The following is a 25,367-nucleotide window of genomic DNA, read 5'->3' on the forward strand; positions in this document are numbered from 1 at the left end:
TCATGGCGCCGTCACCACCAGGACGGCGTTCTGGCCGCCGAAGCCGAAGGAGTTGCTGACCGCGACGTCCAGCTTCCGGGTGCGCGCGGTCCCGGAGACGACGTCCAGGTCGATGTCGGGGTCCTGGTCGTGGAGGTTGGCGGTCGGTGGCACCGTGCCGTGCTGCACGGCCAGGACGGTGAGCGCGGCCTCGATCGCGCCTGCCGCGCCCAGGGTGTGGCCGAGCACCCCCTTGGTGGAGGTGACCGCGGGGCCCGCGCCGAGGAACTTGCGGAGGACCGCCGCCTCGGCCGCGTCGTTCAGGGGCGTCGAGGTGCCGTGCGCGTTGACGTGGTCGACCTCGTCCGGCACGACGCCCGCCCGCGCGAGCGCCGTGCGCAGCGCGAGCAGCACTCCGGTGCCCCGGGGGTCGGGCGCGGTCATGTGGTGCGCGTCGGCCGACGCGCCGTACCCGGCGATGCGGGCCCGGACGGCGGCGCCGCGTGCCCGGGCGTCCGCCGCGCGCTCCAGGACGAGCATGCCGCTGCCCTCGCCGATGACGAACCCGTCGCGGTCCCGGTCGAACGGCCGGGAGGCGGCGGCGGGTTCGTCGAGCCGCCGGGACAGCGCGCCCATCTGCGCGAAGCCGGTGACCATCAGGGGGGTCACCCCGGCCTCGCCGCCGCCCGCGACCACCACGTCGCAGCTGCCGTCGCGCAGCAGGTGCAGCGCCGTGCCGATGGCGGTGGCGCCGGACGCGCAGGCCGTCGCGGTCACCAGGTTCGGTCCGCTCGCCCCCAGGTCCATGGCGAGGTGCCCGGCCACCATGTTCGGTACGAGCATGGGGATCAGGAGCGCCGACACCGTCTGCGGTCCCTGGTCGAGCAGGCGGCGGTGCTGGGCCTCCCAGGTCGCCACGCCGCCGAGGCCGCAGCCGACGACGACGCCGACGCGGGCGCCGTCCCACGTGCCCGGGTCGAGCCCGCTGTCCGCGACGGCCTCGCGGGCGGCGGCGACCGACAGCTGACTGAACCGGTCCTGCGTCAACGCGCTGCGCCGGCCGACGTGTCGGCGGGCGCTGAAGCCGGGCACCGTGCAGGAGATGTCCACGGGAAGACCGGCGAGCCCCGGGTCGGTGGCCGCCGCGGACCGCCCCCGGCACACCCCGGCCCAGGTGTCGGCCACGCCGATGCCCGCCGCGGTGACGAGTCCGAGGCCGGTGACGGCGATGTCGTCCGGGCCGCGGTCGGGTGCGGGGCGCGTCATGAGACAGGGGTGGAGGCGGCGGACGGGGTGGGGGTGAGGCGGGCGGGGGCCGGGGGGGGGGCGGGGGGGGCCGGCCCCGCCCTCGGTGCGGCATGGACGACGAGGAACTGTTCGAGCAGGTGCGGCGAGTCCGTGTCGAGGTCGTCGAACGTGGTGCCGGGAGCGAGCTCCGCGGGGTCCACGTCGAAACGGTCGACAAGGAGACCGACCAGCCTGCCGTGCATCGCGCTCATCGAATGCGCCCCACCTCTCCGGTCGCCTGGGGTCGAGTCTGCGGTCCGCGCCTGACCGGCCGCCGTGCCGGACGCTGACCGATGGCTGACCCCGCGGGCCGCGAGGCCGCCCGCGCCCGCGCCGCCGGAGGCGATCAGCGGGCGGTCAGCGAGCCGTCAGCACGCGCGCCCGCTACCCGTCAGCCCGTCCCGCGAGACTCGGTAGCCGCACCCACGTCCTGCCGTCCGGGAGACCGAGGAGCACGCGTGACCGCACCCCCACCGAGCCGACCGTCACCGACCCGTGCCGCGGTGCTCACCGGGGTCGGCGGCTGCCTGCCGCCGACCGCCGTGAGCAACGACGAGCTGGCCGCTCGCCTCGACAGCTCCGACGCCTGGATCCGCTCCCGCACCGGGATCCGGCAGCGGTACTTCGCCGCGCCGGGCACCGCCACCTCCGATCTCGCGGTCGGCGCGGGCGCCAAGGCCCTGAAGTCGTCCGGCACTCCCGACGTCGACGCCGTGCTGCTCGCCACCACCACACCGGACCGGCCGTGCCCGGCGACCGCTCCCGCCGTCGCGGCACGCCTCGGCCTGACCGGGACCGCCGCCTTCGACGTGTCCGCGGTGTGCACGGGCTTCGTGTACGCCCTCGCCACGGCGGCGGGACTCATCGCCACCGGCGTCGCCGACCGGGTCCTGGTGATCGGCGCGGAGACGTTCTCCACGCTGCTCGACCCGGACGACCGCGCCACCTCGGTGATCTTCGGCGACGGCGCGGGCGCGGTGGTGCTGCGCGCGGGCGAACCCGCGGAGCCGGGTGCGCTCGGACCGTTCGACCTGGGCAGCGACGGCGGCCGCGAGGACCTGATCACCGTGCCCGCGGGCGGCTCGCGCCAGCGTCTGTCGGGCCGCTCCCCGAGAGCGGCCGACCGCTATTTCACGATGGACGGCAAGGAGGTCTTCCGGCACGCCGTGCAGCGCATGTCGGCCTCCGCGCGGGCCGTGCTCGACCGCGCCGGGTGGACCCCGGCGGACGTCGACCACCTGGTCGGCCACCAGGCCAACCTGCGCATCACCAACCACGTGGCCGACGAGGTGGGCATCCCGCGGCCGCGCTGCTTCAGCAACATCGCCGACGTCGGCAACACCGCCGCCGCGTCCGTCCCCCTCGCCCTGGACCAGGCCCACGCCGACGGCGTCCTGCGGGCGGGCGACAGAGTGCTGCTCACCGCGTTCGGCGGGGGCCTCACCTGGGGGTCGACGGTGCTGACCTGGCCATGCCTTGACCACACCTGAGGAGAACCGCATGAGCGAGACGTACGACAGGCTGGTCGGTCTGCTGGTCGACCGGTTCGAGGTGGACCGCGCGGAGATCCGCCCCGACACCAAGTTCGAGGAACTCGACATGGACTCGCTGTTCCTCGTCGAGCTGCTCCTCGTCATCCAGTCCGAGTTCCAGGTCGCCGTCGCCGAGGACGCGGCGACCCCGGGCGACACGGTCGCGGCGGTGGCGCAGCTGATCGAGGACGGGCTCCGCGTGCCGAGCCCGAGCGCCCCCGCGGCGTCGGCCACCGGAGAGCGAGCGTAGGGCGGCCATGACCACCGAGCAGTCGATCATCAACTACATCGCCGACGTCTGGCTCGACGGCGACACCGAAGGCCTCGACGCCCAACTGCCCATAGCCGAACTGAACATCATCGACTCGGCCGGGATCTTCGACCTCGTGCACTACCTGCAGAGCGACTTCCGCATCACCGTGCCGCTGCGGGAGATCTCCCCGGCGAACTTCCGCACCGTCGACACGATCGCCGCACTCGTCGAGCGGCTGCGGGCCCAGGGGGAGAGCGTGCGATGACCGATGCCACCACCGCCACCACCGCCGTGAACGGCCACGAGGGCGCCGCCGTGCGGCGCGAGATCGTGGACATCATCGCTTCCCGGACGCTGTACGACGAGTCGTACCTGCTGCCCGAGAGCCACTTCGAGGCCGACCTCGGCATCGACTCCGTCATCCACGAGTCGATCCTCGCCCTGGTGAAGGAGCGCTTCGCGTTGGCCGCGCCGCTGCCCGACGGCCTGTACACGATCCGCGAACTGGCCGCAGCCGTCGAGGAGGCGCTCGCGGCGGCGGGCCGGACGGGCGCCGCGGCCCCTTCCCCCGATCCGGCGCCGGCGTCCGCCCCCGAGGACCCCGTCCTGGAGGCCGTCCTCCGCGCCGCCATGCACCACACCCAGTACCGGCGCGACCAACTGCCCCTGGACGCCGACTTCGAGGGCGAGCTGGGCATCGACTCGGTGGTCCTGGTGTCGATCGTCGCCGACTGCGCCCGCGACCTCGGCCTGCCCGACGACCTCGCGGGCACGCTGACCGCGCCGTCCCCGCGCGATCTGATCGCCGAGTTGCGGGCGTGCCGCGAGACCGAGGGCGGCGACGGGGCGCGCGCAGCCACCGGCACCCGCACAGCCACCGGCGCCGCCACCAGCACCAGCACCAGCACCGGCACGAGCACCCCGGACCTCGCCGCCCCCTGGGACAGCCGCTCCATGAAGGACTTCGTGGAGGGCCGCGACGGCGACCTCTTCGCCAAGACCCGCAGCTTCCGGAGCTATCTGCGCGGCCGCGAGGCCGAGCACCTGTACTGGTACGGGATGCCGCTGCACTCCCGCTGCGGCAACCGCGCCCTCATCCTCGACGAACTCACGGGCACCAAGCGCGAGTTCCTGATGTTCGCCTCCAACAACTACCTGGGTGTCGCCAACCACCCGAAGGTGATCGAGGCGGTCTGCGAGGCCACCCGTTCCTTCGGCGCCACGCACACCGGGTCGCGCTTCATCGGCGGCACGAACATGCTGCACAAGGAGTTGGAGCGGCGCCTCGCCGCGTTCAAGGGCCGCCCGGCGTGCATCGTCTATCCGGGCGGGTACGCGGCCAATCTCGGCACCATCTCCGCACTGGTCAAGAGCTACGACACGCTGATCGTCGACAAGCTCAACCACATGAGCATCGTCGACGGCGCCCGGCTCTCCGGCGCGGTCCGCAAGATCTACCAGCACAACGACATGGCGGACCTGGAGCGCATCCTCAAGCGCTGCGACGACCGCACCGCGGGCAGACTCATCGTCGCGGACGGCGTGTTCAGCATGCACGGCGACATCTGCGACCTGCCCGAGATCGTCCGGCTCGGCAAGGAGTACGGCGCCCGCGTCATGGTCGACGACGCGCACGCGACGGGTGTGCTCGGCGCGCGCGGCACGGGCACCGCCGAGCATTTCGGCCTCAAGGGCGAGGTCGACCTGGAACTCGGCACGATGAGCAAGTCCCTCGCGGGCATGGGCGGTTTCGTCGTCGGCGACGAGGACGTCATCGAGTACCTGCGCTTCTACGCCAACTCCTACGTCTTCGCCGCGGGCATCCCCGCCGGGGTCGCCGCCGGGCTCATCGCCTCCCTCGACCTGATCGAGTCCGAGCCGGAGCGCATCACCCGGCTCTGGTCCAACATCCGCTTCCTGCACGGCCTCCTGTCCGACGCGGGCTTCGACCTGGAGCACTCCGAGAGCGCCATCCTGCCGCTGGTCATCGGCGACGAGCGGCGGGCCCTGGAGATGGGCCGGGCCGTGCGGGCCCGCGGTCTGTTCTGCCAGACGGTGGTGTTCCCCGGCGTGCCGCTCGGCGACGCGCGGCTGCGGGTCAGCGTCACCTGCGAGCACACCCGCGAGGACCTGGAGAGCGCCGCGGGCATCTTCGTCGACGCGGCCCGCGAGACCGGCGTCCTGCCGAAGGCGGGGTGAGCGCGATGACGAAGCCGCCGCGGGGCCCCCGCCCCGCCGACCTCTCGGATGTCGCGCTGATCCGCGAGCCGTGGCCGCCGAGCGCCGAACAGTCCACGCGGCTCGCCTTCGTCGGGCCCGACGCCCGCACGTACGGCGAGCTCGCCGGGCAGGTCGCCGCCGTCGCCGCCGGACTGCTCGGCCTCGGTGCCGAGGTCGGCGACCGCGTCGCGATCTGGACGGACAAGCAGCCGCGCTACGCCGAGGCGATCCTCGGCGCCCTGCAAGCGGGCTGCGCGTACGTCCCGCTGGACGGCGGGCAGCCGGTGGCCCGCGTGGAGACGATCCTCAGGGACGCCGAGCCGGTCGCCCTCGTCACGGACAGCGGCCGCCTGGACGCGCTGATGGAGCGTCAACTGCCGGACTCGGTAAGGGTGGTCGTGCTCATGGACGACCCCGCCCCGGCCCCTGCCGCGCCCGCTGTCACCTGGTGCGACTTCACCGCGGGCGCCGCGGGCCACGTCGTCCTGCTGCCGCCCCTCGACCGCGACGACCTCGCCGCGATCCTGTACACCTCCGGGTCGACCGGCACCCCCAAGGGCGTGCGGATCAGCTACCGGAACCTGGCGTGCTTCATCCGGTGGGCGCGCGAGGAGCTGGACGTCGGCCCCGGCGACGTGTTCGCGGGCCACGCCTCGTTCAACTTCGACCTGTCGACGTTCGACCTGTTCACCGCCCTGTCGGCGGGCGCGGGCCTGTGGATCGTGCCGGACGGGCAGGCCCGCGACGTGGGCGCGCTCGCCGCCGGGATCCGCGACCACGGTGTCAGCGTCTGGTACTCGGTGCCGTCGGTCCTGCGGCTGCTCACGGTGTCGGGCGCGCTCACCCCCGACACGGCGCGGGGGCTGCGGTACGTCCTGTTCGCGGGCGAGGTGTTCCCGATCCCCCACCTGCGTGCCTTGTCCGAGCAGTTGGCACCGGGCACCGCGCTCTACAACCTGTACGGGCCGACGGAGACGAACGTCTGCACCTACCACCAGGTGCGCCCCGAGGACCTGGAGCGCCACGAACCCGTCCCCATCGGCACCCCCCTGCCCGGCGCCAAGCTGACCGTCGTCGACACCGACGGCCGCGCCCTCACCGGCCCCGACGCCTTCGGTGAGCTGGTCGTCGAGGGCGACTGCGTCACCCCCGGCTACTGGCGCGGGGATGCCGGGCCCGCCGCCGCCGGACACCGCGAGGGCCGCCACGCCACCGGCGACCTGGTGAGCCACGACGTGCGCCACGGCGCCGCCCTGGTCTACCGGGGCCGCAAGGACCGCATGGTGAAGCTCGCGGGCCACCGCGTGGAGCTCGGCGAGATCGAGGCGGCCGTCCTGCGCCACCCCGGCATCGCGCACGCCGCCGTCGTCGCCGACACCGAAGGCCCCGACACCACCATCGCCCTGTACTTCACCCTCAACGGCGAGACGCCGCGGCCCGGCCTCATCGAGCTGAAGCGGCACTGCGCGCGCCATCTGCCGCGCTACATGCTGCCGCGCACGGCCACCTGCCTGGACGAGCTGCCGCACAACGCCAACGGCAAGACCGACTACCGGCGCCTCGGCGGCCCGGCGCCCACACCCCGGCCCGCGGCAGGACCCTCCCCGCGTGCCGTGCCCGGCAAGTGACGGAGACGTACATGACCCAAGGCCCGACCGAGACCCACGGACGCGGCGGCGAACCGCGGACCCTCGTCGCCCTCCTGCGCCGGCACGCCGCGCACCGGCCGGACGCGCTCGCCTACCGCTTCCTCGGCACCGCCGACGCCCCGGCGAGAGGCGCGGCCCCCGCCCCGGGGGAGAGCTCCTGGACGTATCTCGACCTCGACCTGCGCGCCCGGCACGTCGCCGCCCTGCTCCAGCGCGAGGGCGCGACGGGCGAGCCCGTGCTGCTCCTGCACCCGCCCGGCCTCGACTACATCGCCGCTTTCTTCGGCTGTCTGTACGCGGGCGCCATAGCCGTCCCCGCGTATCCCCCGGACACCCGCAGGTTCGGCCAGACCATGCCCCGGCTCGCCGCCATCGCCCGGGACGCGCGGGCCACGCACGCGCTGACCACGGGTGGCCTCTCGCGGTTCGCGGACGACCGCAAGGACGAGCTTGCCGCGCTCGGGCTCGGCGGGCTGCGGTGGCTGGTGACGGGTGGCGTGTCCGGCGCGGCGGGCGCCGTGGACACGACGGCAGGCGGCGGCCCGCGCGGGGACGGGGGTGGTCCTGAGGGCGCCGCGGGCACCGACACCGCGACCGCGGGCGACTGGCGGGCGCCGGACCTCAGCGGCGACTCCCTCGCCTTCCTCCAGTACACCTCCGGCTCGACGTCCGCGCCCAAGGGCGTGATGGTCAGCCACGGCAATCTGCTGGACAACCTCGCCGCCATCCACCGCAGGCTCGCGCACGACGCGGACTCGCAGATGGTGTCGTGGCTGCCGCCGTACCACGACATGGGCCTGATCGGCGGCATCCTGTCGCCGCTGTACGGCGGCTTCCCCGCGCACCTGATGGCGCCGATGTCGTTCGTGCGCCGCCCCCTGCTGTGGCTGCGGGCCCTGTCCGACACGCGGGCGTCGACCAGCGTCGCCCCCAACTTCGGCTTCGAGGCGTGCGTCCGCAGGATCACCGACGAGGAGCGCGACGCGCTCGACCTGCGGCACTGGCGGCTCGCCCTGAACGGCGCGGAACCGGTGCGCGCCGACACCCTGGACCGGTTCGTCGAGCGGTTCGCCCCGTGCGGGTTCCGACGGGGCGCGCTGCTGCCCTGCTACGGCCTGGCGGAGGCCACCTTGATGGTGACGGGCGTGCGCGCCCACGAGCCGCCCGTCGTCGGGGAGTTCGACGCGGCGGCGCTCGGCGCGGGGAAAGCCACCCAGGTCACCGGGGCCGGGAAGGCGGCCGGGGCCCGGGTCACGCGGGTCGTCGCCTGCGGCCCCGCCGTCGACAGCTTGGACGTGGCGGTCGTGGACGCGGCGACCCGGCGGCGCGTCCCCGGCGAGGGCACGGTCGGCGAGGTGTGGCTGACGGGTGCCAGCGTGGCGCGCGGCTACTGGCGCCGCCCCGAGGCCACCGAGGAAGCCTTCGGCGCCCGCCTGGAGGAAGATCCCGGCACGCCGTATCTGCGCACCGGCGACCTGGGCTTCCTGCGCGACGGCCAGCTGCACGTCGTCGGCCGCACCAAGGACGTCGTCATCGTGCAGGGCCGCAACCACTACCCCCACGACATCGAACTCACCGTGGAGCAGGCCGATCCGGCCGTCCGCGCGGGCTGCGGCGCCGCGTTCGCCGTCGAGGTGGACGGCGCGGAGCAACTGGTGGTGGCGTACGAGATCGACGGCCGCCGGGCCGCCGACGCGCCGGGCCTGCTCGCCCGGCTGCGCTCGGCGATAGCCGACGAGCACGAGGTGACGCCGCACGCCGTCGTCCTGTTGAAGCGGTCCACGGTGCACCGGACCACCAGCGGCAAGATCCAACGCCAGGCGTGCCGCGCGGACTTCGTCGGCCTCGGCCTGAAGGTGGTGGCGGCCAGCGTCACCCGCGACACGCCGGTCCCGGCCGCGCCGGAGGAGCGGCGGCGGGGGCAGCCGGTGGGCACGGTGGTCGAGGAGGTCCTGCGGGCGTACGTGCCCGACGTCTCCGGCGCCGCCACCCGCACGTTCGCCGATCTCGGCCTGGACCATCCGCGGCTGCTGCTCGTCGTACGGGATCTGGAGCGGCGCCTCGGGGTGCCGATCCCGGTCGGGGAGCTGCTCGTGCGGCCGCGGGTCGACACGCTGACCGGGCTGCTCGCCGAGCGGGTGCCCGCCGCCGGGACGTGGGCCCCGGACTCCGTCGAGGCGTGGCTGACCGCCCGGGTCGCCGAGCGCCTGGGGCTCGCCGTGACGGCCGTCGACCCGGCCAGGCCGCTCGCGTCGCTCGGTCTGGACTCCAAGCAGGCCGTGGCGGTCCTGGCGGAGCTGAGTGCCCGTACCGGCCGTGAGATCCCCGCGTCCGTGGTCTTCGACCATCCGACGATCCGCGCGATCGCCACCCATCTCGGCGCGGCGGGCACCGCGGTGACCCCGGCGCGCTCCGAGGCGCCCGCCGCGGTGGCGGCGGGTCCCGGTGACGGGCCCGATCCTGTCGCCGTCGTCGGGATCGGCTGCCGCTTCCCCGGCGCGCCCGACCCGGACAGCTACTGGCGGCTCCTGCGCGACGGCCGCGACGCGATCACCGAGGTGCCGCGCGGACGGTGGGACGCCGCGCGCGTGGCGGCGCCCGGCTTCGGCGGGTTCCTCGACGGCGTCGAGGAGTTCGACGCCCGCTTCTTCGGTCTTTCGGCGCGGGAGGCGGTCCGCATGGACCCGCAGCAGCGCCTGCTCCTGGAGACGGCCTGGGCGACCCTGGAGGACGCGGGCCACGACCCGACGTCGTACGCGGGCTCCGCCACCGGCGTGTTCGTCGGCATCAGCAGCCACGACTACGCCGAACTCCAGATGGGCCGCCTCGACACGGTCGACGTGCACGGCGCGACCGGCAACGCGCACGCCATCGCCGCCAACAGGCTGTCCTACGCCCTCGACCTGCGCGGCCCCAGCCTCGCCCTGGACACGGCGTGCTCCTCGTCCCTGACGGCCGTCCACCTGGCGTGCGACAGCCTGCGCCGGGGCGAGTGCGGGGCGGCGCTCGCGGGCGGCGTGAACCTGATGCTCACGCCCGGCCTCTCGGTGGCGTTCGCGGACGGCGGGATGCTCGCGGCGGACGGGCGCTGCCGCACGTTCGACGACGCGGCGGGCGGCTACGTACGCGGTGAGGGCGCGGGCCTCGTGCTGCTCAAGCCCTTGTCGGCCGCCCTCGCCGACGGCGACCGCGTGCACGCCGTGATCCGGGGTTCGGCCACCGGGCACGGCGGCCGCGCCAACGGTCTGACCGCACCGAAGGGTTCCGCGCAGCGCGCCGTCATCGAACAGGCTTTGGTCCGGGCGGAGTTGAGCGGCAAGGAGATCGACTACGTCGAGGCGCACGGCACCGGCACGCCGCTCGGCGACCCGGTCGAGTGGGAGGGCCTCGCCGCCGCGTACGGCATGGGCCGCCCGGACGGCGCCCGCTGCCTGGTCGGCTCCGTGAAGACCAACATCGGGCACCTGGAGGCGGCCGCGGGCGTCGCGGGCCTCATCAAGGCGGCGCTCGTCGTGCGCGAGCGCGAGGTGCCGCCGACCCTGCACCTGACCACGCCCAGCCGCCGACTCGACTGGGAGGGCGCCGGGTTGGAGGTGCCGACCCGGCTGACGCCCCTGTCCGGCGCGGGCCCGGCGCGCGCCGCCGTCAGCTCCTTCGGCTTCGGCGGCGCGAACGCGCACGTCGTCCTGGAGTCCCCGCCCGCCCCCGAACCCGCGCCCGCCCCGCCCGCCCGGCCGACGCACGCCCTCTGCCTGTCGGGCCACACGCCGACCGCCCTCACCGCCCTGGCCTCGCGCTGGCGCACCCACCTGGCCGCCCACCCCGACGCCCCCCTCGCCGACCTGTGCCGCGCCGCGCACACCGGCCGGGCCGTGCTCACGCACCGGGCGGTGATCGTCGGCGGGTCCGCGGCGGCGCTGGACGCCGGGCTCGACGCGCTGTCCCGGGGCGAGGCCTCGACGGCCGTGGTGCGCGACACCGCGGGCCACGGGCCCGAGCCGCGCACGGCGTTCCTGTTCAGCGGCCAGGGCACGCAGTACCCGGGCATGGGCAAGGGCCTGTACGACACGCACGAGCCGTTCGCCCGCGCCATCGACCGGGCGGACGGCGTGCTGCGGCCGCACCTCGACGCACCCCTGACCGACGTCCTGTTCGCGCCGGACGGCGCCGAACGGCTGCGCGCCACACGGTACTGCCAGCCTGCCCTCGTCGCCCTGGAGATCGCGCTCGCCGAGCTGTGGCAGTCCCTCGGGGTGCGGCCCACCGCCGTGCTCGGGCACAGCGTGGGCGCGTACGCCGCCGCGTGCGTGTCCGGGGCGCTGTCCTTCGAGGACGCCCTCACGCTGGCCGCGACCCGCGGACGGCTCATGGGCGACCAGCCGGGCGACGGCGCGATGATCTCCTGCGTCGGGGACGCCGGGGCGGTGCGCGAAGTGGCCTCCTCGTACGCGTCGTTGGCGGTGGCCGCCGTCAACACGCCCACCCACCTGGTGCTCTCCGGGGACCGGCAGGAGATCGGGCGGGCCCGCGCGGAACTCGTGGAGCGCGCGGTCGTCGTCAAGCCGCTCGCCGTCTCGGGCGCCTTCCACTCACCGCTCATGGCGGGCGCCGCCGAGCCGCTCCGCGCGGCCGCACGCTCCGTGCGCTTCGCCGAGCCCGTCGTCACCTGGGTGTCGGACGCCACCGGTGAGCCCGTCGGCCGTATCGACGCCGACGCGCTCGTGGACCATCTGCTCGGCACCGTGCGCTTCGCCGGCGGCCTCACGGCCCTGCGGCGCCTCGGCTGCACCGCGTACGTCGAGATGGGGCCGCACCCGACCCTGCTGGGCCTGGGGCGCGCGACGACTCCGGCAGGCTCCGGGCCCGACGCCGGGTCCGGCGTGCGGCCCGTGCTGTGGCTGCCGTCGCTGCGGCGGGGCCGGGGCGGGGCCGTGCCCGGCGCGACGGGCGACTGGGAGACCCTGCTGACCTCCCTCGGGCGGCTGCACTGCGCGGGCGGCACGGTGGACTGGGCGGCGCTCGACGCGGGGCGGCGGGCACCGCGGGTACCGGTGCCGCACGCGATGTGGGAGCGGGAGCCGTACTGGTTCACGCCGGCCGCGGCGGCGTCCGGCGGAGAGCGTGCCGCCGGGGCGGACGCGTCCACGGAGGGGCATGCGCCCGGCCCCGTGTCCGTACCGGGAGAGCCCGTCCACGCGACGCACGAGCCCGTGTCCGTACCGCGTGAGCCCATGGACCCACCCCGAGCGACACCCCCTGTCCCCCCGGACCACCCCCGGACCGGACGCCAGGAGGTGTTCGCGCAGGTGTCCCGTGTCTGCGGGTTCGCCGTCGCGCACATCCCGGGCGACGCCCGGCTCGGCGCGGACCTCGGGTTCGACTCGCTGATGCGCACCGAGTTGGAGCGGGCCCTGACGCGGCGGTTCCCCGGGCATCTGAACGGCAACCGCGAGCGGCTGCCCGAGGACCCCACCGTGGAGCAGCTCGCCGACCTCGTCGCGGGCGCGGTGCCCGTGGCGGACGGGACGGCCCCGGTCGCCGAGGCCGCCGTGGCCCAGGGGCCCGCCGAAGGGACGGTGCCCGCTGTGCGGCAGGAGCGGGTCTTCGAGGAGTGGCCCGAGTACGCCGAACTGCGGGGCAGGCTGCGGCAGGCGACGGCCGACGGCGACAACCCGTACGGGCGCACGCACGAGGGGTTCAACAGCGGCCGGTCCTGTGTGGACGGCCGCCCCGTCCTCAACTTCGCCGCCTTCAACTACCTCGCGCTGTCCCACCATCCACGGGTCCGCGCGGCGGCGCGCGCCGCCGTCGACCGGTACGGCACGTCCTGCTCGGCGACGCCGCTGCTCTTCGGAGAGACGCCGCTGCACCATCAGCTGGACGCGGAGATCGCCGCGTTCCTCGGCACCGAGGCAGCGATCGTGTTCGCGGGCGGGCACGCCACGAACGTCGCGACCATCGGGCACCTCTTCGGCCCCGACGACCTGATCCTGCACGACGAGTGGATCCACGACAGCGCGGTGCGCGGCAGCGTCCTGTCCGGCGCCCGGCGCAGGCCGTTCCCGCACAACGACTGGCGCGCCCTCGACCGGCTGCTCACCTCGGGCCGGGCCGGGGCGCGCCGCGCGCTCGTCCTCGTCGAGGGCGCGTACAGCCAGGACGGCGACCTGCCCGACCTGCCGAAGTTCATCGACGTGAAGAAGCGGCACGGCGCGATGCTGATGGTCGACGAGGCCCACTCGCTCGGGGTGCTCGGCCGCACCGGGCGCGGCATCGGCGAGTACTTCGGCGTCGACCGCGCGGACGTCGACCTGTGGATGGGCACGCTCAGCAAGGCGATCGGCAGCCTCGGCGGCTATGTGGCGGCGCGCCGCCCGATCGTCGAGTACCTGAAGTTCACCGCTCCGCTGCACATCTTCAGCACCGGCATCTCGCCCGCCAACACGGCCGCCGCCCTGGAGGCGCTGCGGGTCGTGCGGGACGAGCCGGAGCGGGTCGCGCGGCTGCGGCACCTCGCCGAGCACTTCCGCGACACGGCCCGCGCCCGCGGGTACGACATCGGCGTGTCGCGCGCGTCCGCGGTGATCCCGGTCGTCATCGGCGGCTGGGAGGAGACCATGGCGCTCTCCAACGCGCTGCTCCGCCTCGGCGTGAACGTGATGCCGATCGGTCACCCCGCAGTGCCGCGCGACGAGTGCCGCCTGCGCTTCTTCGTCAACGCCGACCACACCGAGCACGAACTCGACCGCGCACTGGACCTGTTGGGGCACGCCATGGCGACACGCAAGCAGACGAACGGGACCTCGCGGACGGCGGGGCGCGACGGGACGGCGGCGCGCCGCGAGGCGCGGCCCGGCCACGAGGCCGAGCCGGACCGCGAGGCGGCGCCGGACCGCGAGGCGGCGCCGGACCGCGAGGCGGCGCCGCGCGAGTCGAAGCCGGTCACCGGGGCCGAGCCGGGCACCGCTCCCGCCCCCGCCCCCGGGCCCGCCTCCGTTGCCCCCGACGTCCTGGTGGCGGGCGCCGGCGGCTTCATCGGCGGCCACCTCACCCGCCGCCTCGCCGAACGCGGCCACCGCGTCCGGGTCCTGGTCCGCGAGGGCAGCGACCGCACCGCGCTCGCCGGGCTCGACGTCGACGTGGCCGTCGGGGACCTCGGCGATCCGGACAGCCTGCGCCGGGCGGCGGCCGGGGTGCGGCACGTGTACAACTGCGCGGGCCTGTCGGCCGACTGGGGCCCGTGGGCGGACTTCCAGCGGGTCAACGTCGACGGCAGCCGCAACCTCGTCGAGGCGGCCGGGCACGCGGGCACCGTCGCACGTTTCCTGCACGTCAGCACCACCGACGTCTACGGCTACCCGGTGCGCCCCTGCGCCGAGGACACGCCGCCGCGCGACATCGGCCTGCCGTACAACCGCAGCAAGCTCCTCGGCGAGCAGGCCGTGCGCGAGAGTGCCGCGCGCGCCGGTCTGCCGCTGACCGTGGTGCGGCCGGTCAGCGTGTACGGGCCGCGCAGCAAGGACTTCGTCATCGAGATCGCGACGCTGCTCCTGAGCCGCCAGATGGTCTACATCCGGGGCGGCGACGTACCGGCCGGGCTGCTGTACGTGACCAACGCGGCCGACGCGATGATCGCCGCCTGCGCGTCCGAGGCCGCCGCGGGCCGCACGTACAACCTGCGCGACCCCGACCGCACGACATGGCGGACGTACGTCGAGGCGCTGGCCCGCGGCCTCGGCGTGAAACCGCCCTCGCTGAGCCTGCCCGCGCCGCTGGCGCGCGGTGTGGCGACGGTCTCGGAGGGCCTGTACGGGGCGCTGCGGATCAGGTCGCGGCCGGTCCTGACCCGGCACGCGGTGCACCTCTTCGACCGCGACCAGTCGTACGCCGTCGACCGGGCCCGCGACGAGCTGGGCTTCAAGGGCGACGTGGACTTCGAGGAGGGGGTGCGGCTCACGCTCGCGTGGCTCGACTCGCCGGAGGGGCGCGCCCGCGTCCCCCGCTGAGACCCGCCCCCGCCCGACCGGCACCGAACGGCCCGACCGGCCCGAGCCCGAGCCCGAGAGGAACCCCCGCCGTGCACCTCACCGAACGGCCGCAGCCACCGGTCCGTGCCTGGTTCGCGGGCCCCGGCTTCGGGCCCCCGCCAGGAGCCGACACCGAGCCCACCGCCGGGCCCGCCCCGGGCACACCGGACCCCCGCCCCCGCCTGATCTGCTTCAGCTACGCGGGCGGCACCCCGTCCGTGTACCGCGACTGGCCGCGGCTGCTCGGCCCCGGCGTGACGGTCGTGCCGGTGCTGCTCCCGGGGCGCGGCCTGCGGCTCGGGGAGGTGCCGTACACCGACATGGCGCCGCTGGCCCGCGATGTGACCGACGCGCTCGTGGCGGCCGGACACGTCGGCGACCACGCCCTGTTCGGGCACAGCATGGGCGCGCTCCTGGCCTACGAGGTCGCCTGTGAGCTGCGGGCGCGCGAACTGCCGGGCCCCTCCCATCTGTTCGTGTCCGGCAGCAGGGCCCCGCACCTCTACGGCGGCCCCGCCGACCAGGCGCTCGGCGACGACGACCTGCGCCACCTCGTGCACGACCTGGGCGCCCTCGACCCCGGCGACCGGGTGGGCGGCTCCTATCTGGAGCGCAGGCTGCCGGTGCTGCGCGCCGACCTCACGCTCTGCGCCCGCTACCGCTGGCGGCCGCGGCGCCCGCTCGACTGCCCGATGACGGCGTTCTCCGCCGCGGGCGACCCGCTGGCGCCACCGGACCGCGTCGAGGCGTGGCGGGCGTACACCAGCGCCTCGCTGCTGCACCGCAGGGTGGCGGGCGGCCACTTCTACCTGACCGGACCCGCACGGCTTCCGCTCCTACGTGAGCTGCGCGCCGAACTCACCCGTCACCCCGAGGAGAGGGAACCCGCATGGACCTACTGAGGCTGGCCAGGGCCGTCAAGGACCGGGCACAGGAGCCGTTCACGGATCTCGCCGCGATGGCGCGGATCGTCGCCGACCCCCGCCTTCCGCTGCTCCTCGTCCTGAACCGTACGCTGTTCACGCCCCTGTACCGGGCGTCGTTCCTCGCCGCGGCCGCGGGCTCCGGCGTCCTCGGGTGCCTGGCGGCGCGCCCCTGCGACCTGGAGAGCCTGGCCGAGCACCTGGAGAGCGGGCCCGACGACCGGCAGCGGCTGCGCGCCTGGCTGGACATCGGGGTGCGGCTCGGCGAGCTCGACCGGAGCGAGGGCTGCTACCGCCTGCGCAGCCGCACCGCCAAGGCCCTCGCGCAGGTCGGCAACGACGCCGTCGCGGGGGCACTCGAAGAGCTCCTGCGCTTCCATGTGCCCGCGCTCCGCGACGCCCCGCGCATGCTCAAGGACGGCGGCCGCTTCGAACTCTCCGACCAGGACGGCCTGGTCATCGCCCGCTCCACGCTGGTGGTGCGCGGCTTCGTGGAGGAGGCGATCCGCCGGACGCTGCCGCGCACAGCGCCGGTGCGGCTCCTGGAGGTCGGCTGCGGCAGCGGCGCCTACGTCCGGTACGCGGCCGGGCTGAACCCGCGCCTGACGGCGCTGGCCGTCGACCTCCAGGCCGAGGTCGCCGAGCAGGCCGCGAAGAACATGGCGCAGTGGGGCCTCGCCGACCGCGTCGAGACCCGCGCCGGGGATCTGCGCACCCTGGACCTGCAACCGCAGTTCGACGTGGTGACGCTGCACAACAACATCTACTACTTCCCCCGGGAGGAGCGCGCCGAGGTCCTGGCGAGGGCCCGGTCCTTCCTCGCCCCCGGCGGCACCCTGCTGCTCACCTCCTCGTGCCGGGGCGGTGGCCCGCTGGGCCTCGACGTGCTGAACCTCTGGTTCGAGTACGCCGGTTTCGGCGGCCCGCTGCCGTTGGCCGACGAACTGCTCGACCAGCTGCGGGAAGCGGGCTTCGACGCGGTCCGGGCCACCCGGCCGCTGCCCGGCCAGGCGTTCCGCTCGTTCGTCGGCAGCAACCCCACGGCCGGGCCCGCCGCCCTGCCCCCGGCCCGCTCCGGCTCCCCCACCACCGCCGAGGAGGCCGCGTCATGACAACGAAGGCGACCACCGCTTCCAGCCCCACCGCCGAGGCCACCGAAACCCCTGCCCCCGCCCCGCACACCGGCCTCGTGGCCGTGCTCGGCCGCCCGCACGCCGCCACCCCCGAGGAGCTGGGCGGCAAGGCGGCCCGCCTCGACGAGCTGACCGCCGCGGGCCTTCCGGTGCCGCCCGCGTTCTGCCTCACCACCGCCCTCTTCGACGTCTTCCTGCGCGAGAGCGGCCTCGCCGCCGAGATCCGCGCCGCCGAGGCCCGCGGCGCATCCGCTCTCACCGTCCGCGAGTCGGTCCTGGCCCGCGACATCCCGGAGCCGGTCGCCCGCACGATCCTCGCGGCGTACGAGGACCTGGGCCGCCCCCGGGTCGCGGTGCGCTCCTCGGCGCCGCGCGAGGACTCCGCCGAGCGGTCCTTCGCGGGCCAGCACGACACGGTCCTCGACGTGTCGGGCGACGCGGCCCTCCTCGACGCGGTCAGGGTCTGCTGGGCCTCGCTGTGGTCGGACCGGGCGGCGGCCTACCGGGCGGGAGACGGGCCCGCGGGGTCCATCGCCGTCGTGGTGCAGGAGATGGTGCCCGCCGACGTCAGCGGGGTGCTCTTCACGGTCGACCCGGTCGGCGGCAGGCCGAACCGCCTGGTGGTGGAGGCCTGTTGCGGGCTCGGCGAGGGCCTGGTGTCCGGCAGGGTGTCGAGCGACTTCTTCGTCGTGGACGACCGTACGCTCGACGTCGTCGAGGAACGCGTGCGGTACAAGGTCACCAAGTGCGCGCCGCTCGCGCCCGGCCGCATCGGCATGACGAAGGTCGACGCCGCCGACCGGGACGCCCCCTGCCTGACCCGGGACCAGCTCGCGGCGCTCGCCCGGATCGCCCTGGAGATCCGGGACGCCGGCGGCGCGGAGCAGGACATCGAGTGGGCGATGCACGACGGCACGCTGTACCTCCTCCAGGCCCGCCCGATCACCACCCGGCCCCGGCCCGAGACCTCCGACGGCGCCCGCAGCCCCTATCTGCCGGGCCTGTTGGAGCGGCAGCCGGACGCCGTGCGGCACGGCACCCTGTGGTCGCGGATGGACATCGGGGAGATCTTCGTCGGCCTGATGTCCCCGCTCGGCCTGAGCTTCGCCCGGCACTACCAGGACCACGTCCACGGCGACTGCGCGGCCGCGCTCGGCGTGCGCGACACCGGCGATGTCGGCCTGCACATGGGCTTCTTCCAGGGCCACGTCTATCTGAACATCTCCTACACCGCGTATCTGCTCGGCCAGGCCCTGCCCACCCGCGACCAGCGCCACTTCACCCGCCGCTTCGTCAGCGAGGAGGTGGACCTGGCCACGTACGAGAACCCCTTCGGGACGTTCCCCGGGGGCCTGGAGGACCTGCTCTCGACGACGCACTGGCTGCGGGCCACGGCGGGCGAGATGCTGGTGATGAAGGACCGCGCCCGCGACATGGCCGAAAGCCGCCTTTACGAGTTCGACCGCGCCCGGCGCCTCGACCTCACCCGCATGGGCCGCCGCGAGCTGCACGCCGAACTCGTGCGCTATCTGGACTACTTCCACGACGCCCACGTCGGCTACATGCCGTACTACATCAACGCGTTCGGGTTCTACGGCATCCTCACCGAGCTGTGCGCCAAGTGGCTCGGCGCCGCGGGCGACAACCTGCAGAACCGCATCAAGACGGACATGTCGAGCCTGCGTACGGTGGCGTCGGCGCAGGAGATCTGGAGCGTCGCGCAGGCCGCGAAGGCCAGGCCGCGGGTCATGGAGATCATCGAGGCGGCGCCGCTGGAGGAGGTCGCGGACCGGCTGCGCGCGGACCCCGACGGCGAGGCGTTCTGGCAGTCGCAGATGGAGCCGTTCCTGCGTGCCAACGGCACCCGGGGACGCCAGGAGATGGAGCTCACCCATCAGCGCTGGATCGACGACCCGAGCTACGTCTTCCAGATGATCCGCCGCTACGCCGCCGACGGCTTCACCGCCGACGACATCATGGGCCGCAGCCGCGCCCGCCAGGAGGGCGACGTCCGCGCGGTCCTCAAGAAGCTGCCGCTGCCGCGGCGCACGACCATCGAGGGCGTCATCTCGATGTACGCCCTGTGCAGCGAGCTGCGCGAGGCCACCCGCATGTCGATGATCACGTCGATCTGGCTGGTCAGGAACGTGGTGTACGAGGTGGGGCGGCGCCTGGTCGAGGAGGGCGTGCTGCACTCCCTGGACGAGGTCGCGTTCCTCGACTTCGCGGACGTGCGCCGCTGGCTGGCCGGTGGGCTGCCCGCGCGCGAGGCGTTCCCGCGGGCCGCGATCGAGGAGCGGCGGCGCGTGCACGAGTACCACAACCGGCTGCCGGAGCCGCCGCTGACCTTCGTCGGCGAGCACGACGGCACCCGCGCGGTGCGGCCCGTGAAGGACGGGGCGCGGCTCGACGGGCTCGGCTCCAGCCCGGGGCGGATCGTCGGCCGGGCCCGCATCGTGGAGGACCTGGTGTGGCAGGCGGACGAGTTCCAGGCGGGCGAGATCCTCGTGACCCGGCACACCGACGCCTCCTGGACGCCGCTGTTCGCCATCGCGGGCGGCGTGGTCACCGACATCGGCTCGATGCTCTCGCACAGCTCCATCGTGTCGCGGGAGTTCAACGTGCCCTCGGTGGTCAACACCAAGTACGCCACACAGGTCATCAACACCGGCGACATGGTCATGGTCGACGGCGACACAGGTGTCGTCGAGGTCGTGGAGGGCTGAGCGCGCCGGACCGCCCGAGGAAGGCAGGACGTTCCCGAGGAAGGCAGGAAGTTCCAGATGATCCCGAATCAGTGGTACCCGATTCTGCGGACCGAAGACATCAAACGTGACGCGCCGACCGGCGTGCGCCGCATGGGCGAGGAGCTGGTGCTCTGGCGCGACCTTCGCGGCAAGCTCGTCTGCCAGTCGGCGCGCTGCCCCCACAAGGGGGCGAACCTCTCCGAGGGCCGCCTGGTGGGCAACTCGGTCGCCTGCCCGTACCACGGCTTCCGGTTCGGCACCGACGGGGCGTGCAGGCTGGTGCCCGCGCTCGGCTCCGAGGGCCGCATCCCGGCGTCGTTGCGGGTCGACACCTACGAAGTGCGGGAGAAGTACGACCTGGTGTGGCTGTGGTGGGGCGACAAGCGCACACAGCTACCGGAGATCGAGCTGCCCCATGAACTCGCCGAGCACCCGCGGCCGTACGAGACCATCACCTTCAGCCGCCCGGTCCACTACACGCGCTACATCGAGAGCCTGCTCGAGTTCTACCACGTGACGTTCGTGCACCGGGACCACTGGGCGAACATCATCGACTACACTTTCATGTACGGCAGTTGGAAGAAGCTGTGGACGGACGGCCGTGAGCGCTACATCGCCGCCAACAAGATCGTGAACCATCGTGTGGACGTCGAAGGAACGATCATCCGCAACAGCTTCGACCAGTGCGAGGAGGGCAACCCCTCCAACACCTGGCACTTCAACCTCATCTACCAGGCCCCGTGCATGACGCATGTGCGCCAGGGCCTCCTCGAGGTCACGACCTGGCTCGTGCCCATCGACGAGCACCACACCCAGGCGATCATGCGGCTCTACGAATACCCGCTGCTCAAGTGGATGGTGCCGGTCAAGCCGCTGCGGCCGCTGGTGCTCCGGCTCTCGCTGATGATGGAGCAGTACGTCCAGGACCAGCAGGACAACGACATCATGGCGCGCCAGGAGCCGAAGGTCAGCGAGCGCGGGGTGAACAAGTTCATCGCCGTCGACGAGATGAACGCCAAGTACCTGCAGATGCGGGACCGGTTGAAGGCGGAGGCGCGCGCGGAGGCGCAGGCGCGGGAGGCCGGGGCCCGGGAGGCAGGCGTCCGGGAGGCGGACCGTGCGCCGGAGCCGGTGGCGGGCGGCGACGGTCCGGCGGCGGTGCCCGCGGCGGGCGGCACGAACGGGCACGGTCCCGGGAAGGGCAACGGCGGCGCGAGCGGCAACGGCGGCGGCGCCAAGCGGTCCGGCAAGGGCGCCCGCGCGGGCAACCTCAGCGGGAGCACGACCTGACCCCGGTGCGCGTTCCGGCGCCGACGGCCGGAGCGTGCACCGCACGCCGGGCGGCGGCGCGGGTCAGGACGAGGCCACCCGCAGCGAGACCCGCCCCGTCCGCCGTCGGCCCTCGCCGTCGGTGAGGTCCCTCGTCACGCCCGCCCACCACTGGGCACCCTCCTCGATGTGGCGCAGCAGGATGCCCTCGCGGACCGCCCACGGGCAGATGTCCGCCGACTTGACGCCCATGAGCTTCATGGCCGTGTGCCCGACGACCGCCCCGGCCAGGCTCTGGGCCGCCCGTGGCGCCGAGATCCCGGGCAGCCGGGCGCGTTCGGCGGCGGGCAGCAGCGCGAGCCGGTCCTTGGCCCGGCGCAGCGCGGACCGCTCCAGGCGCCGGGGCACGAACAGGCCGTGGCGGCCCGGGACTTCACCGGTCAGCCGGGCCAGCTGCTGGAACGTCCGCGAGGTGGCGACGGCCGAGCGCGGCCCCTCCCAGCGGATCCGCGCGGCCACGTCCCGCAGCTGGTGACGCACCCGGCGGCGCAGCGCCTTGAGCGCCTGCGGGGACGGCGGGTCCTCGTCGTGCAGGAACTCGTGCGTCAGCCGGTTCGCCCCGAGCGGCAGGCTCGCCACGAAGTCCGGAAGGCGCCCGCGCCCGAACGCCACCTCCAGCGAGCCGCCGCCGATGTCGAACAGGACGAGCGGCCCGGCCTGCCAGCCCACCCACCGCCGCGCGCCGAGGAACGTCAGCTCCGCCTCCAGCTCACCGGGCAGGGTGCACAGCTTGACGCCGGTGCTCGCGCGGACGGCGTGCAGCACGTCGAGGCGGTTCGGCGCGTCCCGCACGACCGCGGTCGCGAAGGCCAACGGCTCGTCGGCTCCCCACCGTTCGGCCGTCGCGGCGGCCTCGTCGACGGCGCGCACGAGGTGCCGCACGGCGTCCTCGTCCAGCGGCCCGCCGGGCTCGACCCGTTCGCCGAGGCGCAGCCGCCACTTCGCGGTGTGCACGGGCAGCGGCGCCCCGCCCGCGGCATCGGCCACCACGAGGCGCACCGTGCGCGATCCCACATCCAGCACGCTCACTCGCATGAGCCCTCAGTACCCCCGGCACGTCCTGACACGCGCCACGTTTCGGACACCTGCCGTTTCCCCACACTTCTTCCGTACGCCATCTTTTCGTCAACCGTCGCGCATGGAAAGCTCATTATCGCCCCCTGATCCCTGGTTCATGATCCCTCGGCGGCTTCCCGGTCGACCGCGAGGCGCCGGACATCCTGATGTCGTCATGTCCTCGGATGAAGCATCCCCCGCTCGAAACGCGGCCGGTCCGTGCAGCCGTGCCCGCGCGACCGGCACCGCCCCGCCGGACGAACCCCTAGCGTGGCCCCATGACTTCTCCCGCCGCGCCGCCCGGACACCTCCACGATCTGGTCCTGCGCGGGGGCCGGGTCCTCGATCCGGAGACAGGGCTCGACGCGGTCGCCGACGTGGCCGTGACCGCCGGGACGATCTCGGCGGTCCAGCCGACGGCCCCGGCCGCCCCCGCCCCCGAGGCCTCCCCACAGCCGCCGTGGCGCCTCGCCGCCCGCCGGACGCTCGACGTGACGGGCCTGGTCGTGGCCCCGGGCTTCATCGATCTGCACAGCCACTCGCACACCGTGGCCGGGCACCGTCTGCAGGCCCTCGACGGAGTGACGACGGCCCTGGAGCTCGAACTCGGCCTCTCCCCCGTCGCGGAGGCCTACCGGCAGGCCGCAGCCGAGGGCCGGCCGCTCAACTACGGCTTCTCCGCCTCCTGGGCCCAGGCCCGGATGGCCGCCGTCGGCGCGCTCCCGCACGGCGGCGGTGCCGCGGCCGCCCTGGACCACCTCGGTGACTCCGCCTGGCAGCGCGAGGCGACCCGGCTCCAGGAGGACGCGCTGATCGAGCTGTTGCGCCGCGATCTCGCCGACGGCGCCCTCGGCATCGGCCTGATCGTCGGCTACGCGCCCCGGATCCGGCCCGAGGAGTACCTGGCCGTTGCCCGCGTCGCCGCGCTCGCAGGCCTGCCGACCTTCACGCACGCCCGGAGCCTCGTCGAGCACGTCGCGGACGTTCCGGTCGACGGCGCCGAGGAGATCGCGCGGGCGGCGGGCGAGACCGGGGTGCACGCCCACTACTGCCATGTGACGTCGACGTCGCGGCGGCACACGGACCGGGTCCTCGCCCTGATGGACCGGACCCGGGCCGAGGGCGGCCGGGTCTCCACGGAGGCCTATCCGTACGGCGCGGGCATGACCGCCGTCGGCGCCGCGTTCCTCGCGCCGGAGCTGCTGCCCGCGGCCGGGCTCGACGTCACGGACGTGGTCCTCGCGGCGACGGGCGAGCGGATCCGCGACACCGACCGGCTGCGCGAGCTGCGCGCCGCCGACCCGGGCGCCCTCGCCCTCCTACACTTCCTCGACGAGGCCGACGCGCACGACCGGGCGTTCATCGACCGGGCCCTGCTGCACCCCGCGACGGTCGTCGGCTCCGACGCGATGCCGCTGGCCTGGACCGGACCGGCGCCCGACCCGCTGGCGTGGCCGCTGCCGCCGGGCGCCGCGGTCACCCACCCGCGCACCGCGGGCACGTTCGCCAGGATGCTGCGCCGCTACGTCCGTGAACTCGGCGCCCTCGGCCTCCTCGACGCCGTCGGCCGCGCCACGCTGCTGCCCGCGAGCGTCCTGGAGTCCGGGGTGCCCGCGCTGCGCCACAAGGGGCGCGTCCAGGTCGGCTGCGACGCCGACCTCGTCGCCTTCGACCTCGCGGCGGTGGGCGACCGGGCCACGTATGCCGACAGCACGCTGCCGTCGGTGGGGTTCGCCCATGTGCTGGTCGGGGGGACGCCGGTGGTGGCGGACGGGGAGGTGGTGGCGGGGGCGCTGCCGGGGCGGCCGGTGCGGCGCTGAGCGTCCGGCCCGGGAAGGCTCGGGCGGCCGTGCGGATCCTCGTCCACGCTGATCAGCGTGGACGAGGATCCGCACGGTGGTGGTCCTCCACGCCGTCGGGACCGAGCAGCGGGAAGGTCGTGCCCCTTCTCAGTTCCGTCGGTGTTCGGCTGTGTCGGAGGCAGTCCGCCGCGCCGCGGTCACGCGGGCTGCGCGCGGCGGATCACGATGTCGCCGGCGCCGGTGCGGGCGCGCACCCGCACGGTCTGCGCCCCCTTGTCGGGGCCGTCGGAGGCACCGAGTGAGTTGTGGACGGTGCCGGCCTGGGAGTTGACGTCCAGCAAGGCGGCGGTGCCCACGTTGATGCCGACCTCCAGGTCGCCCGTCTGGGTCTGGAGGTCGACGCGGCCGCGGGCGACCTGCTCGATGCGGGTGTCGCCGTTGGCGGACTTGGACGCGACGTCCGCGTGCGCCTGGCCGACGAAGATGTTGCCGTTGGCCACCTTCAGGTGCAGGGCACCGGTGACCTGGTCGATCCAGGTGTTGCCGTTGGCGTTCTTGATCTCGGCGGCGCCGTCGATCTCGGCGACGCGCACCTGGCCGGAGCCGGTGACGATCTCGGCCATGCCGTCGATGCGCTTGGCGGTGACATCGCCGCGCTCCGTGCGCAGCCGCGCCGGTCCGGTGCGGTCCAGGCGGATGTCGCCGTCCAGGGTGGTCAGCGCGCACTCGCCGAAACTGCCGTCGCCGGTGAAGTCGCCGGTGGCCGCGGTTCCGTTGACGCGGGAGCCGTTCGGCAGCCGGATCTCGATGGCGACGGATCCGGAGTCGCCACGCCGGGCGGCGGCCTTGGGCGTACGGATCGTCAGGCGGCCGCGGCTGAAGGTCACCTTGGTGTCCCGTGCGGCCTGCAGGTCGGCTTCGTCTCCCTCGGTGCGGGGATGCACCTCGACGGAGGTGATGGCGCGCTCGCCGGCGGTGATGTGGGCGACGCCCAGCTCGACCTGGAGCGTGGCAGTGATGGGCTCAGGGGTGTCGAAAGTAGGCAAGGCAGTTCCATCCTCGTGACTCTGTTGGGCGTCCCCACTGACGGGACGGCTGGTTCGGGCGTCAGGCGGCGGCAGGCCGGGAGCGATCCGTGGGGTCCATGGGAGCGCCACCGATCCGCGGGAGATCCCGCGTGGCGTCGGACAGCGCGTTCAGCCGGACCGCGGCCACCGGCGTCGCGGCCAGGCGCTCGGCGAACGCACGGGCGCCCTCGTCACCCGCTTCGGTGGCGACCGCGAGTTCGTGCCGGAGATTGGCCACGTACGGCATCAGGTCCATGCCGCCATCATGGCACATCCATGGCGCCATGGCGAGCCATAGTGGCACCACACACTTTTTCTCGATGCGATCCGGACGCGGCACCCGGGCATTCGTGCTCTGCGGGC

16 protein-coding genes are annotated in these 25,367 nt (G+C 74.4%); 11 read left to right on the forward strand and 5 right to left on the reverse strand.

Annotated features, from left to right (window positions below):
- Both OO63_RS26215 and OO63_RS45585 read right to left on the reverse strand, forming a co-directional pair.
- On the reverse strand, nt 1–1,245 hold the full coding sequence (locus tag OO63_RS26215; RefSeq protein ID WP_030357111.1) for a beta-ketoacyl-[acyl-carrier-protein] synthase family protein: 1,245 nt from the start codon (nt 1,243–1,245) through the stop codon (nt 1–3).
- Complete coding sequence (locus OO63_RS45585) at nt 1,242–1,478, reverse strand: hypothetical protein (RefSeq protein WP_051811208.1); 237 nt, start codon at nt 1,476–1,478, stop codon at nt 1,242–1,244. The genes OO63_RS26215 and OO63_RS45585 overlap by 4 nt, the downstream gene beginning before the upstream one ends.
- Before the next feature lie 246 nt (nt 1,479–1,724).
- Here OO63_RS45585 and OO63_RS26225 point away from each other — a divergent pair, with 246 nt between their 5' ends.
- The 10 genes from OO63_RS26225 (at nt 1,725) to OO63_RS26270 (ending at nt 21,040) form a co-directional block, all read left to right on the forward strand.
- A complete protein-coding gene (locus tag OO63_RS26225; protein ID WP_030357109.1) occupies nt 1,725–2,756 on the forward strand; it encodes a beta-ketoacyl-ACP synthase III in 1,032 nt (343 codons plus the stop codon).
- Nucleotides 2,757–2,766: 10 nt separating this feature from the next.
- Nucleotides 2,767–3,048, forward strand: coding sequence for an acyl carrier protein (locus OO63_RS26230; protein ID WP_030357108.1), 282 nt, complete (start codon nt 2,767–2,769; stop codon nt 3,046–3,048).
- Between the two features lie 7 nt (nt 3,049–3,055).
- Complete coding sequence (locus OO63_RS26235; protein WP_030357107.1) at nt 3,056–3,316, forward strand: acyl carrier protein; 261 nt, start codon at nt 3,056–3,058, stop codon at nt 3,314–3,316.
- Nucleotides 3,313–5,250, forward strand: coding sequence for an aminotransferase class I/II-fold pyridoxal phosphate-dependent enzyme (locus OO63_RS26240; protein ID WP_030357106.1), 1,938 nt, complete (start codon nt 3,313–3,315; stop codon nt 5,248–5,250). The genes OO63_RS26235 and OO63_RS26240 overlap by 4 nt, the downstream gene beginning before the upstream one ends.
- A gap of 5 nt (nt 5,251–5,255) precedes the next feature.
- Complete coding sequence (locus OO63_RS26245; RefSeq protein WP_051811221.1) at nt 5,256–6,899, forward strand: amino acid adenylation domain-containing protein; 1,644 nt, start codon at nt 5,256–5,258, stop codon at nt 6,897–6,899.
- A gap of 11 nt (nt 6,900–6,910) precedes the next feature.
- Entirely contained in the window at nt 6,911–14,926 is an 8,016-nt protein-coding gene (locus tag OO63_RS42465) for a type I polyketide synthase (protein ID WP_030357104.1), read from the forward strand.
- Between the two features lie 71 nt (nt 14,927–14,997).
- Entirely contained in the window at nt 14,998–15,849 is an 852-nt protein-coding gene (locus tag OO63_RS26255; RefSeq protein WP_031192576.1) for a thioesterase II family protein, read from the forward strand.
- Nucleotides 15,837–16,982, forward strand: coding sequence for an SAM-dependent methyltransferase (locus OO63_RS26260; RefSeq protein WP_030357102.1), 1,146 nt, complete (start codon nt 15,837–15,839; stop codon nt 16,980–16,982). The genes OO63_RS26255 and OO63_RS26260 overlap by 13 nt, the downstream gene beginning before the upstream one ends.
- Complete coding sequence (redH, locus tag OO63_RS26265) at nt 16,979–19,729, forward strand: undecylprodigiosin ligase RedH (RefSeq protein ID WP_030357101.1); 2,751 nt, start codon at nt 16,979–16,981, stop codon at nt 19,727–19,729. Before OO63_RS26260 ends, redH begins: the two co-directional genes overlap by 4 nt.
- Before the next feature lie 57 nt (nt 19,730–19,786).
- Entirely contained in the window at nt 19,787–21,040 is a 1,254-nt protein-coding gene (locus OO63_RS26270) for an aromatic ring-hydroxylating oxygenase subunit alpha (protein ID WP_030357100.1), read from the forward strand.
- Nucleotides 21,041–21,103: 63 nt separating this feature from the next.
- Here the strand turns inward: OO63_RS26270 and OO63_RS26275 are convergent, their stop codons facing one another.
- A complete protein-coding gene (locus OO63_RS26275) occupies nt 21,104–22,114 on the reverse strand; it encodes a Ppx/GppA family phosphatase (RefSeq protein WP_030357099.1) in 1,011 nt (336 codons plus the stop codon).
- Between the two features lie 299 nt (nt 22,115–22,413).
- Here OO63_RS26275 and OO63_RS26280 point away from each other — a divergent pair, with 299 nt between their 5' ends.
- Entirely contained in the window at nt 22,414–23,955 is a 1,542-nt protein-coding gene (locus OO63_RS26280; RefSeq protein ID WP_030357098.1) for an amidohydrolase family protein, read from the forward strand.
- Between the two features lie 179 nt (nt 23,956–24,134).
- Here OO63_RS26280 and OO63_RS26285 read toward each other — a convergent pair whose 3' ends face one another.
- The gene (locus OO63_RS26285) at nt 24,135–24,983 is read right to left on the reverse strand and encodes a DUF4097 family beta strand repeat-containing protein (RefSeq protein ID WP_030357097.1); all 849 of its coding nucleotides are present in this window, start codon (nt 24,981–24,983) and stop codon (nt 24,135–24,137) included.
- 61 nt (nt 24,984–25,044) lie between these two features.
- On the reverse strand, nt 25,045–25,260 hold the full coding sequence (locus OO63_RS26290; RefSeq protein WP_030357096.1) for a hypothetical protein: 216 nt from the start codon (nt 25,258–25,260) through the stop codon (nt 25,045–25,047).
- Between the last annotated feature and the right edge of the window lie 107 nt (nt 25,261–25,367).

It is taken from the genome of Streptomyces alboflavus (assembly GCF_000716675.1).
Classification (GTDB): Bacteria; Actinomycetota; Actinomycetes; order Streptomycetales; family Streptomycetaceae; genus Streptomyces; species Streptomyces alboflavus.

Coding starts and splice junctions, on each gene's coding strand:
- OO63_RS26280 (WP_030357098.1), top strand. CDS start 22,414: ATGACTTCTCCCGCCGCGCCGCCCGGACACCTCCACGATCTGGTCCTG.
- OO63_RS26275 (WP_030357099.1), bottom strand. CDS start 22,114: ATGCGAGTGAGCGTGCTGGATGTGGGATCGCGCACGGTGCGCCTCGTG.
- OO63_RS42465 (WP_030357104.1), top strand. CDS start 6,911: ATGACCCAAGGCCCGACCGAGACCCACGGACGCGGCGGCGAACCGCGG.
- redH (WP_030357101.1), top strand. CDS start 16,979: ATGACAACGAAGGCGACCACCGCTTCCAGCCCCACCGCCGAGGCCACC.
- OO63_RS26240 (WP_030357106.1), top strand. CDS start 3,313: ATGACCGATGCCACCACCGCCACCACCGCCGTGAACGGCCACGAGGGC.
- OO63_RS26230 (WP_030357108.1), top strand. CDS start 2,767: ATGAGCGAGACGTACGACAGGCTGGTCGGTCTGCTGGTCGACCGGTTC.
- OO63_RS26235 (WP_030357107.1), top strand. CDS start 3,056: ATGACCACCGAGCAGTCGATCATCAACTACATCGCCGACGTCTGGCTC.
- OO63_RS45585 (WP_051811208.1), bottom strand. CDS start 1,478: ATGAGCGCGATGCACGGCAGGCTGGTCGGTCTCCTTGTCGACCGTTTC.
- OO63_RS26290 (WP_030357096.1), bottom strand. CDS start 25,260: ATGGACCTGATGCCGTACGTGGCCAATCTCCGGCACGAACTCGCGGTC.
- OO63_RS26245 (WP_051811221.1), top strand. CDS start 5,256: ATGACGAAGCCGCCGCGGGGCCCCCGCCCCGCCGACCTCTCGGATGTC.
- OO63_RS26270 (WP_030357100.1), top strand. CDS start 19,787: ATGATCCCGAATCAGTGGTACCCGATTCTGCGGACCGAAGACATCAAA.
- OO63_RS26215 (WP_030357111.1), bottom strand. CDS start 1,245: ATGACGCGCCCCGCACCCGACCGCGGCCCGGACGACATCGCCGTCACC.
- OO63_RS26260 (WP_030357102.1), top strand. CDS start 15,837: ATGGACCTACTGAGGCTGGCCAGGGCCGTCAAGGACCGGGCACAGGAG.